Raw genomic sequence first — 15,255 nt, forward strand, 5'->3', positions numbered from 1 at the left:
CGGGCCAGAACATGAGGAATCCCTCACTTTCCTGTGTCATGATGAGTGCCACGAACACGTCGGTGGTGCCCTACTGCCGAACGCGCCGAGCCGAAGCCGTTGTCGGACAACGTGTTCATGACCAATGCGACCACAATTTCGGGCCGGCTCCACCGAGCGCCGGTCTCGATCGTGCGTGCCCGCAGCCGGGCGCAATCACCTGTCGTACGACAACCGGACACAACCACAGGAGTTCATGTGACCGTCGATCACCATCGTTCCGGAGCAGACCGCGCCCGCCCCAGGGACGCCAACGCGGCCACGCAGGCACTGATCGATCGCCTTGACGCCGGCGAGCCCTACGCGATCAGTTTCGGAGGTCAGGGCGCGGCGTGGCTGCAGACCCTGGCGGAGCTGGTGGTCGACGCCGACCTCGAACATCGGGTGGCGACGATCGTGGATGCCGCCGAGCGGCTCGTGGAGCCGGTCGCCGAGCAGATCACTATCGCTCGGCCCGACGGGTTCCACCCGATGTCCTGGGTAAACGCGTTCGACGCCGGCGAGTCTGTTCCGACCGACGCCGAACTGGCCGACTTCACGCTCTCTGGTCCGGGCGTCCTGATGAGCCAGCTCGCTGCACTCGAATCGCTCAAGAAGCAGGGGCTCGATACCGCGCAGATCACCCCACGGTCGGTCATCGGGCATTCGCAGGGCTCGTTGGCCACCGGCGCGGTCGGGGTCGACGGCGGCGCGGTGTCCGGCCAGGGCCTGCTGCTGGCGGTTGCACACCTGATCGGCGCTGCCGGCACCATCGTCGCGCGTCGTCGGGGACTGGTCCCCACCACCGACGGTTCGCCGATGGTCGCGGTATCCGGAGTGCGGCCAGAACGGATCGAATCCCTGCTCCGGCAGTACCGTGCCGAACTCGCGGACCCGGAACAGTCGACCGCGCCGGTCATCGCGATCCGCAACAGCCGCACCTCGCTGGTGCTCTCCGGCGCCCCCCGTCACCTCCGGGCGTTCGCCGCGCTCTGCGAGAAGGTTGCCGCCGACGCCGCCGACGAACGCAAGTGCAAGGTCACCGGAGGCGCTCCCTTCGATCCGACCTTCGACGATCTCGCGGTCAGTGTCGCCTTCCACCATCCGGCGATGGACGGTGCCGTCGATCTGGTCGGGCAGTGGGCGCACGCGTGCGGCATCGATGTCGAACTCGCCACGCGCCATGCCCACGACATCCTCGTCGCCGCGGTGGACTGGGTGAGCACCGTCGAGGTCGCAGCCGGCAGCGGGGCACGCTGGATCCTGGACTTCGGCCCCGGCGATCTCGCCACCCGTCTCACCGCTCCTATCGTGCGTGGCCAGGGGATCGGTCTCGTGCCCGCCGCACTGCGTGGTGGACAGCGAAACCTGTTCACCCCCGGGGGGATTCCCGAAGTCGCCCGCCCCTGGCGCGAATTCGCGCCGACCCTTGCGCAGCTGCCCGACGGGCGGCGCGTGGTACAGACCGCGTTCACCAAATTGACCGGGCGGTCGCCGATGCTGCTGGCCGGGATGACACCGACGACGGTCGACCCGGCCATCGTCGCCGCCGCTGCCAATGCCGGTCACTGGGCCGAGCTCGCCGGTGGTGGACAGGTCACCGAGCAGATCCTCGCCGACAACATCGCCACCCTCACCGATCTACTCGAGCCCGGGCGGCAGGCCCAGTTCAACGCGCTGTTCCTCGATCCGTACCTGTGGAAGTTGCAGCTCGGCGGCCGGCGCCTCGTGCAGAAGGCGCGCGCACAGGGTGCGCCGATCGACGGTGTGATCGTCTCGGCCGGCATTCCCGAACTCGACGAGGCCGTCGCGCTCGTCGACGAGTTGGTCGAGGCCGGTTTGCGTTTCGTCGCATTCAAACCCGGCACGGTCGCCCAGATCCGATCGGTGATCCGGATCGCGGCCGAGGTGCCACATCACCCGGTCATCGTCCAGATCGAAGGTGGTCGCGCGGGTGGGCATCACTCGTGGGAGGACCTCGACGACCTGCTGCTGGCCACCTATGGCGAGCTGCGCGCCCGCTCGAACGTCGTGGTTTGCGTGGGTGGTGGTATCGGTACGCCCGAGCGTGCCGGGGACTACCTCACCGGCGCGTGGGCCACCACGCACGGTCATCCGCTGATGCCGCTCGACGGTATTCTGATCGGCACCGCGGCGATGGCCACCAAGGAGGCCACCACCGCGCCCGGCGTCAAGCAGTTGCTGGTGGACACCGTGGGCTGTGGCGAATGGATTGGTGCAGGACGCGCGAGCGCCGGAATGGCCTCGGGCCGTAGCCAACTCGGCGCCGACATCCATGAGGTCGACAACGCGGCCTCGCAGTGCGGCCGACTGCTCGACGAGGTGGCCGGTGACGCCGATGCGGTCGCACGGCGCCGCGACGAGATCATCGCCGCGATGGCACCCACGGCCAAACCGTACTTCGGCGACGTCGCCGACATGACCTACCGGCAGTGGCTGGACCGCTACATCACCCTCGCGGTGGGTGCGGCCGACGGCGATCGGCTCGCCTGGGCCGACATCTCGTGGCAGCAGCGGTTCGTCGAGATGTTGCGCCGCGCCGAGGCTCGCATGAATGCGCAGGACTCGGGCCGGATTCCCACGATGTTCGCCGGCATCGACGCGACCGACGACCCTTACGCCGCAATCGAAATGCTCCTCGGCGCCTATCCCGAGGCCGCAGTCGACGTGCTGCACCCCGCCGACGTCACGTTCTTCCTGGAACTGTGCCGCACCCCCGGCAAGCCGGTGAACTTCGTGCCCGTCATCGACAAGGACGTGCGCCGATGGTGGCGCAGTGACTCGCTGTGGCAGGCACACGACGCGCGATACCCGGCCGACGCGGTCTGCATCATCCCCGGTCCGGTGGCCGTTGCCGGCATCACCCGCGTCGACGAGCCCGTCGGCGACCTCCTCGATCGCTTCGAGGCGCACGTCGTCACCGACCTCACCGCCGCCGGTGCGCAGCCGTGCGTCATCGATTCGCGCAAACTGGCGGGGCTGATCGCCGACACCGGTCCGCTGGCCGGCGTGCTCGACGCCGACGACGTCTGCTGGGCGGGTCGGATGGTTCCGAGTCCGATTGCCCGACTGGGAGATCGCGGCAGTTGGTCGGTGCTCTCCGGAGTCCGCTGTGAGCACGAGCCCACCGGCTCGGTCCTGGAAATGGTCGCCGATGAGCGCTTCGACCTCATCGTTCCGATCTCGACTGCCTCGGTACGGATCCCGTTGCGTGTGGACACCTCGCTTCGTGACGGCGGCAACCCATCGGTGCTCGCCGACGACGCGGCCGCCGCGATGCGTGAGATCCTCACCGTCGCTGCCGGTGGCTCATTGGCTGATGTCACCGACGCAATGTCGACGACGACCGTGGCGTGGGCGCCGGATTCGGTCGCCGACCACGCCGCCGTGACCGGCCACTCGCTGCCCGCACACCTGCATCCCACGACACCGGCCGAGCCGTTCGGCTTCGCGGTGCCCGACACGTTGGTCGGCGCCTGCTGGCCGAGCGTGTTCAGTGTCATCGGGGCCGCCACCACCGACGACGGACTTCCGATCGTCGAAGGCCTGCTCGATCTCGTGCACCTCGACCACGCCGTGCACATCGTCGGTGATATCCCCACGGTCGCAACGGATCTGACCGTGGCCGCGACGACCGGTCCGGTGACCGACACCGAGGTCGGCCGGGTCGTCGAGGTAGCTGTCGACGTTCGCGACGGTGATACCCCGATTGCCCTGATGACCGAGCGCTTCGCGATACGCGGACGCCTCGGAGCGACCGAGCTGGCCGACCCGGTCCGCGCAGGTGAGGCGATCGTCGACGAGGGGAGCGCGACCCGCAAGACGCTGCGCATCGCGACCATCACGGCCCCGGCGCGGATGAGCGGATTCGCCGCGGTCTCCGGCGACCGCAACCCGATACACACCGACCTCTGCGCCGCGCGCCTCGCGGGCCTCGGCGAGCCGATCGTGCACGGGATGTGGCTCTCGGCCGCGGCCCAGCAGGTGGTGACCGCCACCGATGCCAAGAATCCGAGCCCGTCTCCGCGTCCCCTGACCGGTTGGACCGCACGGTATCTGGGCATGGTTCGCACGGGAGACGTCATCACCGTCCGGGTCGACCGCGTCGGCCTGGACGCCGGCCGTGAGGTCGTCGAGGTCACCGCCAAGGTCGGTGACCACCTCGTGATGAGCGCCACCGGCCTGCTCGCTGCACCGCGCACCGTGTACGCCTTCCCCGGTCAGGGCATTCAGAGCAAGGGCATGGGCCTCGATGCCCGCTCACGGTCGAAGGCTGCGCGTGAAGTGTGGGATCGCGCCGACGCGCACACCCGTGCCGCCCTGGGCTTTTCGATCCTCGCGGTGGTTCGTGACAATCCGACGACCCTGATCGCGGGCGGGTGCACCTATCACCACCCTGACGGGGTGCTGTTCCTGACCCAGTTCACCCAGGTCGCGATGGCGACTCTCGGTGTCGCGCAGATCGCCGAACTCCAAGAGAACGGTGGCTTCGTCGAGGGAGCGATCACCTGCGGTCACTCGGTCGGCGAGTACAACGCGCTTGCCGCGTGTGCCGGTGTGCTGCCGCTCGAGGCGGTCCTGGAAGTCGTGTTTCAGCGTGGCGAGGCCATGCACCACCTGGTGCCCCGAGACAGCGAGGGCCGCAGCGACTATCGGATGGCCGCGATCCGGCCGAGCCAGTTCGGCCTCGACGACGCCGAGGTGACCGAATTCGTGGCGCAGCTCGGCGCCGACTGCGGCGAGTTCCTCGAGGTCGTCAACCTGAACCTGCTCGGCTCGCAGTATGCGATCGCCGGCACCGTCGGTGGCCTGCAGGTACTCGAGGACGAGATCGAGCGTCGCCGTATCGAATTCGGCGGGAAGCGCTCGTTCATCCTGGTGCCGGGCATCGACGTGCCGTTCCACTCCACGGTATTGCGTGCGGGGGTGCCCGAGTTCCGTGGCAAGCTCGAGGCGCTGCTGCCCGCGGAGTTCGATCCGTCCATCCTGGTCGGTCACTACATCCCGAATCTCGTTCCGCGATTGTTCAACCTCGGCCATGACTTCGTCGCCGAGATCGCCGCACTGGTCCCGTCCGATCCGCTGAACGCGGTGCTCGCGGAATGGGATTCGTGGTCGGCACGCCCGGCCGCACTCGCCCGGGTGATCCTCATCGAGTTGCTGGCCTGGCAATTCGCCAGCCCGGTGCGCTGGATCGAGACCCAGGACCTGCTGTTCTCCGGACCCGAGCGGGGCGGCCTCGGTGTGCAGCGCTTCGTCGAGATCGGACTCAAGGGTGCGCCGACCCTCGCGGGGCTGGCGACCAACACCCTCAAACTCGACCGCTATCAGCGCACCACCACCGAGGTGGTGAACCTCGAACGCGACGCCGAGGTCATCCTGGCCCGCGACTCCGCACCGGAACCCGAGGACGCCGACGAGCCGGCCGCGACCACGCCGGATCAGTCGGTCGCTGCCGAAACCGTGACGGCGGCAACTGCTTCGGCTACACCTGCGCCTCCTGCCTCCGCCGGTCGGCGACCCGAGGACATCTCGTTCGGACCGGCCGACGCGGTCCGGGCCGTGATCGCGCTGTGGACCAAGATGCGCACCGATCAGATCGGCGCCGCCGACACCATCGAGGCCCTGTGCGACGGGGTGTCCTCGCGCCGCAACCAGCTGCTCCTCGACATCGGCGGCGAACTCGGCCTCGGTGCCATCGACGGTGCCGCCGAGGCCGACATGGCCGCCCTCGCATCCACCGTGGACAGCCTCGCCCGCGGATACCGCCCGCTCGGTGCGGTGCTGACCGACGCGGTCGGCGACCAGATCCGCAAGGTGATCGGGCCGGCCGGCAAGCGGCAGTCCTACCTCACCGACCGCGTCACCGGCGTCTGGCAACTGGGCCCGGGCTGGGCCCTGCACACCCAGGTCGCGCTCGCACTGGGCACCCGCGAGGGTGCCAGCGTCCGGGGCGGCGACCTCGGCGATCTGCTCGACGGTACCGTTGCCGACACCGCGGCTCTCGACACCGTGATCGACCGCGCCGTGGCCGCAGTGGGCGAGTCGCGAGGCATCGCCGTGGCCAAGCCCGCCGCCGAATCCGGCGGCGGCGCAACAGTTGACGCGGCCGCACTGGGTGAGTTCACCGAAGCGATCACCGGACGCTCCGGCGCGCTCGCCTCCGCCGCCTACACCCTGCTCTCGAAACTTGGCCTGGCCGGGCACAGCTCGGCACCCGAGCAGACCGAAGACCCCGATGCCGTGCTCGCCGCGCGGGTCGGCGACGAACTGGGACCGGAGTGGGTGCGGACGGTGGCACCGGCCTTCGACGCCGCCAAGGCCGTGCTCATCGACGATCGCTGGGCCGGTGCACGCGAGGACCTCGTGCGGATCTGGCTGACCGCCGACACCGAGCTCGATGCCGACCAGGACACGGTCGTCAGCCGCTTCGCCGGGGCGGGTAATACGGTTGCAGCACAGGCTGACTGGTGGCGCGACCGGGCCCGGACCTCCGGGAATCAGGTACACGAGCGCCTTTTCGGGGCCATCGCCCGCATCGCCGGCGAACCCGCACGTGGACAGTGGGCCGACGACGTTGCGGTGGTGACCGGGGCCAGCAAGGGCTCGATCGCCGCGTCGGTCGTGGCCGCGCTGCTGGCCGGCGGCGCCACCGTGGTGGCGACCACCTCGCGACTGAACTCCGAACGACTTGCCTTCTACACGAAGCTTTTCCGGGAGAATGCGCGTTTCGACGCAGCTCTGTGGGTGGCGCCGGCGAATATGGCCGCCTACACCGACGTCGACGATCTCGTGCATTGGGTGGGCAGCGAACAGACCGAGAACCTCGGTGGCACCACCGCGGTGGTCAAGCCCGCGCTCAAACCGACGCTGCTGTTCCCGTTCGCCGCTCCGCGGGTGGCCGGTGACCTCACCGACGCGGGTGCGCGTGCCGAACTGGAGATGAAGGTCCTGCTCTGGTCGGTGGAGCGGCTGATTGCCGGTCTGTCCGAGATCGGCGCCGACTACGACCTCGCCGCACGGTTGCACGTGGTGCTGCCGGGCTCGCCCAACCGCGGCATGTTCGGCGGTGATGGTGCCTACGGTGAGAGCAAGGCGGCACTCGATGCACTCGTGACCCGATGGGCGGCCGAGGAGTCCTGGGGTTCGCGGACCACCCTGGCGCATGCCCTGATCGGCTGGGTCACCGGCACCGGGTTGATGGGTCACAACGACGGCATGGTCGCCGCGGTCGAGGCCGCCGGGGTGCGCACCTGGACCACCGACGACATGGCCGCCAATCTGCTCGGCCTGTGCGACCCGGGCACCCGAGCCGCCGCACGTGCGGCGGCGGTGACCGCCGACTTCACCGGTGGGCTGGACCCCTCGATCGACCTCAAGGCACTCGCCGCGCAGGCCGCTGACGAAGCCGACGGGACCGGAGGAGTCGACGAGGTACTGCCGGCCGACGAGGACGGGCCGGCGACTGTCGCGGCACTGCCGGCCCCGGCCCGCGCGGTCGGCGGGCCCACCCCCGTGTGGCCACGGATCGACTCACGGCCGGAAGATCTGGTCGTCATCGTCGGGACCGGTGAGCTCGGTCCGTACGGGTCGGCGCGCACGCGGTTCGAGATGGAGGTCGACGAGAAGCTCAGTGCTGCCGGCGTTGTGGAGCTCGCCTGGAACACCGGGCTGATCACGTGGGACACCGCGCCCCGGCCGGGCTGGTATGACACCGCCACCGGCGACCCGGTGCCCGAGGCCGACATCGCCGAGCGGTACCACGATGAGGTCGTGCAGCGATGTGGCATCCGTCGCTACGCCGACGAGGGTGCCATGGTCGAGGGCACCGCACCGCTGCTGACGTCGGTGTTCCTCGACGAGGACCTGACCTTCACGGTGTCCTCGGAGGCCGAGGCCCGCGCGTTCGCGTCGGCCGATCCGGAACGTACGCGGGTCGTGGCCGGCGCCGAGACCGGCGACTGGCAGGTCACCCGGCTGGCCGGCACCGAGATCCGGGTGCCGCGCCGATTCGAGTTGACGCGCACGGTCGGCGGGCAGATCCCGACCGGATTCGACCCGACCCGCTGGGGCGTCTCGGCGGACATGGCCGAGTCGATCGACCGCGTCGCGCTGTGGAACCTGGTCGCCACCGTCGACGCGTTCCTCTCCTCGGGCTTCACCCCGAGCGAGCTGATGCGATGGGTGCACCCGGGTCTGGTGGCCAACACGCAGGGCACCGGTATGGGCGGGATGACCTCGATGCGCGAGCTCTACATCAACACCCTGCTCGGTGAGGCCAAGGCCAACGACATCCTGCAGGAGGCTCTGCCCAATATCGTTGCCGCCCACGTCGTGCAGTCCTACGTCGGCAGCTACGGCGCGATGATCCATCCGGTCGCCGCGTGTGCGACCGCGGCGGTCTCGGTCGAGGAGGGCGTCGACAAGATCCGGTTGGGCAAGGCGCAGTTCGCGGTGGCCGGCGGCTTCGACGATCTCGGTATCGAGGGCGTCGTCGGATTCGGCGACATGTCGGCGACGGCGGAATCGTCGAAGATGGCCGCACGCGGAATCGACGAGCGTCGCTACTCGCGGGCCAACGACCGCAGGCGGGGCGGATTCGTCGAATCCCAAGGCGGCGGAACGGTTCTGCTGGCCCGCGGCGATGTCGCGGCGGAGATGGGACTGCCGGTCCTCGGCGTGGTGGCGTGGGCGCAGAGCTTCGGTGACGGCGTGCACACCTCCATTCCGGCCCCCGGGCTCGGTGCGCTGGGTGCCGCACGCGGCGCCCTGGACTCGCCGCTGGCCGATGCGCTGGGTGCCCTGGGTGTGGCCGCCGACGACGTCGCGATCATCTCCAAGCACGACACCTCCACCCGCGCAAACGATCCCAACGAATCCGAACTGCACGAGCGGCTGGCAGACGCGATCGGGCGCAGTGTAGGCGCTCCGCTGTTCGTCGTCTCCCAGAAGTCGCTGACCGGTCACGCCAAGGGTGGTGCGGCGGCCTTCCAGCTGATCGGACTATGTCAGATGCTGCGGGCCGGCGTGATCCCGCCGAACCGGAGCCTCGACTGCGTCGACGAGCAGATGAAGCAGTACCGGCATCTGGTCTGGCCGCGCGAGACGCTGCGGACGGGGGAGCGACTGCCGCTCAGGGCCGGGCTGCTGACCAGCCTCGGATTCGGGCACGTGTCGGGTCTGATCGCCGTCGTCCATCCCGAGGCGTTCATCGCTTCGCTGCACCCGGCCGAACGCGACGACTATCGCCGCCGCGCCGCCGACCGGGAACGCAACGGCCGCCGCCGATTCCTCGAGGCCATGTGCGGTGGCGAAGCCGCCTACCGTCGTCCGTCCAACCGTCGATTCGACGCGTCGCGCGACGAACACGACGCCGAGGCCCGCGTACTACTGGATCCGTCGGTGCGGCTGGACGGCTCCGGCGCCTACGGTGATGCGGCACAGTCGGTCTCGGACCAGAGACGCGCGGAAGCGATCTGATGGCGGTGTTGGGAGTCGGGATCGACCTGGTGTCGATCCCGGAATTCGCCGAACAATTGTCCCAGCCCGGTACGACGTTCACCGACCGGTTCACGGTCGGTGAGCGTCGGGACTCGGCCGCCGGGACCGGAGCGGACGCACGTCATCTCGCCGCGCGGTGGGCGGCCAAGGAGGCCGTCGTCAAGGCGTGGTCGGTGAGCCGGTTCGCCCGGTCGCCGTTGCTCCCGTTGATCCGGCACAGCGACATCGAGGTGGTCACCGACAACTGGGGCCGTCCCGCGATCCGGCTGGGCGGGGAGATCGCCGAGCACCTTCGCGACACGCAGGTGCACATCTCGCTCACGCATGACGGGCCGTCGGCCGCGGCGGTGGCCATCCTGGAAGGCGACGGCTGACGCGGTTCCGCGGCGGCCGGATCAGACTGTCCTCACACCGAGCTCGTGCTCTCCTCGAGGAGCAGATAGCCGGCCAGCATGCGTTTGAGTTCGCTCACCGTCTCCGGGTGGTCGTGGCCGTCCTGGACGGAGAAACTCAGCAAGGAGTATGCGGTATGCACCAGAACCTGCGACATCATGTCGCGGCGGGTGCGCTGCGACGGCGTCAGCGGGGCAAGCAGGCGCGACACCTGCTCGGCGAGTACGCGCTCGTTCTGCGAGGCGGTCGCCCGGGTTGCCGGTGTGGACTGAACCGCCAACCACACCGCACGCCGCGACGGATCGTCACGCCACAGCGCCGCAAGGTGATCGAGAAACTTCTCGAGCAGTACCGGCCACTCCAGTGAGGGCACCTCGGAGGCGAAAGCGGTGAGTTCTTCGCGTACGGCGACGGTATCGAGGCGGTCGAGCTCGCAGACGATCACATACTTGTTGGCGAAGTACTGGTAGAGCGTTCCGATGGGAACCTCTGCGCGTGAAGCGATCTCCTCGCACGTCAACGACTCGAATCCGACCTCGGTGAGCAGTTCCCGTGCAGCGGCGAGCATCGCGGAGAACTTGCGCCTACTACGTTCCTGCGTGGGAAATTTGCGCGGGACGAGGGGCTGGGGGGTCATCGTGTCGGCTGTCGATCGGCGCGGGCCGGTCAGTCCAGCGCCAGATCACGCCGCAGTTTCGCGACGTGTCCGGTGGCACGGACGTTGTATTGCGCGAGGGCGATCGTCCCCGTCTCGTCGACGAGAAATGTCGATCGGACGACGCCGGTGACGGTCTTGCCGTAGAGCTTCTTCTCACCGAAGGCGCCCCACCGGCCGAGTACGGTCTTGTCCGGATCACTCAGCAGGGGAAAGGTGAGTCCCTCGGCTGCGGCGAACTTTGCGAGCTTCGCCGACGGGTCGGGCGAGATCCCGATCACGTCGATGCCCGCGTCGCCGAGTTCGCCGAGATTGTCCCGGAAGTCGCAGGCCTCCTTGGTGCAGCCGGGGGTGGCGGCGGCCGGATAGAAGTAGACGATCACCTTCCGGCCGGCGTAGTCGGCCAGGGACACCGGGTTGCCTTCCGCGTCGGGGAGCGTGAAGGCGGGTGCCGGGTCACCGACCTGGAGACGCTGTGTGGCTGACATGACGCCCAGGTTAGTCGATGTGGGCGGTGCTCACGGTCGGGTCATGGCGTAACCTAATGAGACCGCTGGCACTGTATCCGCTCCGCGCCGGGATTCGTCCCCGCGCGGGCGCGTTGTGTTCGGGGGTGACCATGCGGCCCGCCGGGCCGCATGACCGATCTTCTTGACATTCCTGGGAGGACCACGTGGCCGGGGATACCGACCGTATCGAGCAGGACATCGCGAAAGCCCGCGAGGACCTGGCCCACACACTCGACGTGCTGGCCGAACGTGCCAATCCGCAGCGTCTGGCCGGTGACGCCAAGAGCGCTGCGCTGGCACTTCTGAACAAGCCTGCGGTGAAGTACACCATCGCAGGCGTCGGCGCTGTCGTCGTCGTTCTCGTCATCCGCCGGATCAGTCGGTGATACGGGCGCGGGGCTCATACGCCCGGAACGCGCTCCTCGTACTCGCTGTCGGCGCTGTCGCGACCGTTTTGCCCGGTTGCGCGGCGTCGCCGTCGTATCCCGACGCGGTCGGGAACACGCCGGCGCTGAGTTCGTTGGGGGAGCCGAATATCTCGATCACCGGATGGGCCGACCGTCCGCTCAAAGACAATGCGATGGGGGTCATGCCCGGCGCGCCGCTGGTCGTGACCGCGCACGAGGGCAGTCTGAAATCGGTCGTGGTGTCGGGTTCGGACGGCCCCGTGGCCGGTACGGTCTCGGCCGACGGGTCGACCTGGACCGCGGCCGGGCCGCTCGACTTCGGTGATCGCTACACCTTGACCGCCGCGGCGCAGGGCATTGACGGCGCGGGAGCCCGCAAGCTGAGCTTCAGTACCGCCTCGGCGGAGTCGACCGCCACGGCGTCGACCGTGACCGACCAGAACGAGACCGTCGGTATCGGACAGCCCGTCGTGGTCAACTTCGACCAGCCGGTGGCCAACAAGCTCAACGCGCAGCGGGCCATTGCGGTGACCACCAACCCGCCGGTGGAGGGCGCCTTCTACTGGTTGAACGACTCGATGGTGCGGTGGCGGCCCGAGCACTATTGGAAGCCCGGCACCAAGGTCGACGTGAAGGTGAACACCAAAGGCATCGATCTCGGCAACGGGGTTTACGGCGACAACAACCTCACCACGAACTTCACCGTCGGCCGCAGCCTCATCGCCTCCGGCGACGACGCGACGCACATGATCACGGTGTCGATCAACGGCAAGGTGGTCAAGACCATGCCGACGTCGATGGGCAAGGATTCCTCGCCGACCAACAATGGCATCTACATCGTGGCCGAGCGGGACCCGAGCGTGATCATGGATTCCTCGACGTACGGCGTGCCGGTGAATTCTCCCGGCGGCTACAAGGAGACCGTCTACGACGCCACCCGGATCTCGTTCAGCGGCATCTATCTTCACTCCGCGCCGTGGTCGCTGGGTGATCAGGGCGTCGACGACGTGAGCAACGGCTGCCTCAACGTCAGCCCCGCGAACGCCGAATGGTTCCTGAACACCGCCCTGCGCGGGGACATCGTGACCGTGAAGAACGCTGTGGGACCGATACTTCCGGGCGACGACGGTCTCGGCGACTGGAACGTTCCGTGGTCGGTGTGGAAGAAGGGCAACGCCACCAACGACGGATGATGCACGGCGGCCGAGCCGAGAACTGCGTGTGACCAGCCGATTTCATGGATCGGGCACCCGTCAGGTAATGTTTCGTCTCGGTTCGCCAAGCGCCATTAGCTCAATTGGCAGAGCAGCTGACTCTTAATCAGCGGGTTCGGGGTTCGAGTCCCTGATGGCGCACAGACAAGCCCCTCACCGGTGGAAACTCCGGTGAGGGGCTTTCTCGTTCTCGTGCCACAGTCCGTGAAATATCTGTCCGCCGCCCGCGGTGTCGCTGTCGTGGATCACCTGGTGCGGGGGGACGCAACGCACCGGCTGGGCGCCCAACCGTCCAAGCTCGTTCTGGCGCAGCGGCTCACGGACGCGTGGCTGTCGACCCTCACCCGCCCCTGAGGGGCCGGCGAACGAGAGCCCTGAGCCCGTGTGATGACACCGCCGCGTCCTGGCCGGTGGGCTCGACGGCGGGCGCGGTCCTCAGGTCGGAGCCGGCACGGGTATCGAAGCGGTCACGTTGTGGTGGGTCGAACTTGGCAATCAGGACACCGAGGGCAACGATGGCTGCATGAGCGACAACATGACGACCGCCGTTCCCGATCAGCAACCCAAGGGCAGGCTCCCGTCGTGGGCGGTGAAGACGATCGCCATCGCCGTCGTCGTCGTTCTCGTGGTGATCGCGTACTTCATCCTCGCGGCATTCCTGCCGCGGTGGTGGTCGCAGAAGATCGGTTCGGCGGTGGGGCAGAGCATCACCACCGGCAGCTTCTACGGGATCGGCCTCGGGCTCGTGTGCACTCTGGTCTCCTTGCTGCTGTTGGCGCTTGCCTGGCGCGCCCGTCGCTGGGGCGAGACCCGCTATTGGGCGCTGGCGTTCGTCATCCTCGCGGTGGTGGCGTCGATTCCGAATCTGCTCACCCTGACCGTCGTCGCCGGCGGTGGCAGCGGTGCTCACGCCGGTGAACGGATACTCGACGTGGAGGCGCCGGGATTCCGCGGTGGAACGCTCGTCGGAGTGATCATCGGTGCCGTGATCTTCGCGGTGGCCACGGCCCTGTGGATCCGATTCCGGCGCCGGCGGAGCGCCGGCCGAACCGCGGCGGCGACCCCGGCCCCACGTGAGTGAGTCCGATCCGGACAAACTGGTACGATCAGCGCAAAAGCGACATGAACGTCCCGCCGCAAGGCGGGGCGTTCGTCGTGTCGGCACCGCGTTCTGGACAACTCCGATGCCGACGTCATTCGCTGAACAGACATCTGGTACACGACAACTCGGACGAATCCGGTATCTCGTACACTTGGTGCAAAATCGGCGGAAATCCGTTGTGGTAGGTGCAGTTGCGAAGGTTGGAGTGAGATGCGGAACGGGCGGACTCGGCTGCGGTCGTCGGTTGTCATCGTCGGTGTTGTGTTGGCGATCGTCGCGCTGGCGACCTCCTGCTCGCCGAAACCGCAATATACCAACGCGGTCGGTAGTTCGGTGCTCTATGACGATCTCCTGAAGCCCGGCGTCGAGATCACCGAATGGAACGATCAGGCACTCGTCGATGATGCGGTCGGCGTCCAGCCGGGCGCGCCGATCAAGGTGCGGGCCAGTGAGGGGGCACTGACCGAGGTCCGCATCGCCAAGGCCGACGGTTCGGTCGTTCGCGGCGCACTGTCCGAGGATGGCACCGAGTGGATCAGCGGCGAGCCACTGGGCTACAACCGCACCTACAGCCTGACTGCAGACGCGGCCGGTGTCGGCGGGTCCACCAGCAAGTCGGTCTCGTTCACCACACGTGCGCCCAACAATCTCACCCAGGCCTACCTCACGCCGAACAACGGCGAGACCGTCGGGATCGGCCAACCCGTCGCGGTGAAGTTCGACGAGGCGATCACCAACCGTCGCGAGGCGCAGAATGCCATCAAGATCACCGCGAACCCACCGGTGCTAGGTGCGTTCTATTGGATCAGCGACACCGAGGTCCGGTGGCGCCCGGCGGAGTACTGGAAACCTGGTACCACGGTGAACGTCGAGGTGAACACCTACGGCATCGATCTCGGCGGCGGCCTCTTCGGGCAGGAGAACCTCAGATCCACCTTCAAAGTCGGCCGATCGATGATCATCACCGCCGACGACCGGACCAAACAGGTCACCTTTGTCCAGGACGGCAAGGTCATCCGCACCATGCCGACGTCGATGGGCAAGGAGTCCGCACCCACCGACAACGGGATCTACCTGGTCTCCGACAAGCACGACAACATCATCATGGATTCGTCGACATATGGCGTCCCCGTCGGGTCGGCCGACGGATACCGCACACCCGTCGACTATGCGACCCGAATGTCCTATAGCGGCATCTTCTTCCACTCGGCGCCATGGTCGGTGTGGGCGCAGGGCAACACCAACACCAGCCACGGCTGCCTGAACCTCAGCCCGGACAACGCGCTGTGGGTCATGAACACCACACTTCGCGGTGATCCGGTCGACGTGAAGAACACCGTCGGCGGCACATTGTCGGGCACCGACGGTCTCGGGGACTGGAACATCCCCTGGTCGGTGTGGTCCAAGGGCAACGCCTGAAATTCTCCACCGAGGG

Annotated in this window: 8 protein-coding genes and 1 tRNA gene; 7 read left to right on the forward strand and 2 right to left on the reverse strand. The window is 68.0% G+C overall.

What is annotated here, in order from left to right:
• The first annotated feature begins 237 nt into the window (after positions 1-237).
• Together ACLQ3C_RS02250 and ACLQ3C_RS02255 are read left to right on the forward strand one after the other, a co-directional pair.
• Positions 238-9,519 carry a fatty acid synthase subunit beta domain-containing protein gene (locus ACLQ3C_RS02250; protein WP_425703038.1) on the forward strand — a complete coding sequence of 3,094 codons (9,282 nt, stop codon included), beginning with the start codon at positions 238-240 and terminating at the stop codon, positions 9,517-9,519.
• Entirely contained in the window at positions 9,519-9,914 is a 396-nt protein-coding gene (locus ACLQ3C_RS02255; protein ID WP_425703040.1) for a holo-ACP synthase, read from the forward strand. The genes ACLQ3C_RS02250 and ACLQ3C_RS02255 overlap by 1 nt, the downstream gene beginning before the upstream one ends.
• A gap of 32 nt (positions 9,915-9,946) precedes the next feature.
• Here the strand turns inward: ACLQ3C_RS02255 and ACLQ3C_RS02260 are convergent, their stop codons facing one another.
• Positions 9,947-10,570: a TetR family transcriptional regulator gene (locus tag ACLQ3C_RS02260; RefSeq protein WP_425703042.1), complete on the reverse strand. Its 624-nt coding sequence runs from the start codon at positions 10,568-10,570 to the stop codon at positions 9,947-9,949.
• Positions 10,571-10,599: 29 nt separating this feature from the next.
• Entirely contained in the window at positions 10,600-11,076 is a 477-nt protein-coding gene (gene bcp, locus ACLQ3C_RS02265) for a thioredoxin-dependent thiol peroxidase (protein WP_425703044.1), read from the reverse strand.
• Positions 11,077-11,261: 185 nt separating this feature from the next.
• Here bcp and ACLQ3C_RS02270 point away from each other — a divergent pair, with 185 nt between their 5' ends.
• The 5 genes from ACLQ3C_RS02270 (at position 11,262) to ACLQ3C_RS02290 (ending at position 15,239) form a co-directional block, all read left to right on the forward strand.
• A complete protein-coding gene (locus ACLQ3C_RS02270; RefSeq protein WP_425703046.1) occupies positions 11,262-11,483 on the forward strand; it encodes a DUF3618 domain-containing protein in 222 nt (73 codons plus the stop codon).
• On the forward strand, positions 11,480-12,697 hold the full coding sequence (locus tag ACLQ3C_RS02275) for a L,D-transpeptidase (RefSeq protein WP_425703048.1): 1,218 nt from the start codon (positions 11,480-11,482) through the stop codon (positions 12,695-12,697). Before ACLQ3C_RS02270 ends, ACLQ3C_RS02275 begins: the two co-directional genes overlap by 4 nt.
• Before the next feature lie 89 nt (positions 12,698-12,786).
• Positions 12,787-12,859, forward strand: a tRNA-Lys gene (locus ACLQ3C_RS02280).
• Between the two features lie 382 nt (positions 12,860-13,241).
• The gene (locus ACLQ3C_RS02285; RefSeq protein WP_425703050.1) at positions 13,242-13,799 is read left to right on the forward strand and encodes a permease; all 558 of its coding nucleotides are present in this window, start codon (positions 13,242-13,244) and stop codon (positions 13,797-13,799) included.
• A 231-nt stretch (positions 13,800-14,030) separates the two neighbouring features.
• Complete coding sequence (locus ACLQ3C_RS02290) at positions 14,031-15,239, forward strand: L,D-transpeptidase (protein ID WP_425703052.1); 1,209 nt, start codon at positions 14,031-14,033, stop codon at positions 15,237-15,239.
• Positions 15,240-15,255 lie beyond the last annotated feature (16 nt).

Source organism: Gordonia sp. DT30 (assembly GCF_049844915.1).
GTDB lineage: Bacteria > Actinomycetota > Actinomycetes > Mycobacteriales > Mycobacteriaceae > Gordonia.

Bases quoted from the DNA above. Each gene is read 5' to 3' on its own strand.
- bcp (WP_425703044.1), bottom strand. From the start codon at position 11,076: ATGTCAGCCACACAGCGTCTCCAGGTCGGTGACCCGGCACCCGCCTTC.
- ACLQ3C_RS02290 (WP_425703052.1), top strand. From the start codon at position 14,031: ATGCGGAACGGGCGGACTCGGCTGCGGTCGTCGGTTGTCATCGTCGGT.
- ACLQ3C_RS02255 (WP_425703040.1), top strand. From the start codon at position 9,519: ATGGCGGTGTTGGGAGTCGGGATCGACCTGGTGTCGATCCCGGAATTC.
- ACLQ3C_RS02260 (WP_425703042.1), bottom strand. From the start codon at position 10,570: ATGACCCCCCAGCCCCTCGTCCCGCGCAAATTTCCCACGCAGGAACGT.
- ACLQ3C_RS02285 (WP_425703050.1), top strand. From the start codon at position 13,242: ATGAGCGACAACATGACGACCGCCGTTCCCGATCAGCAACCCAAGGGC.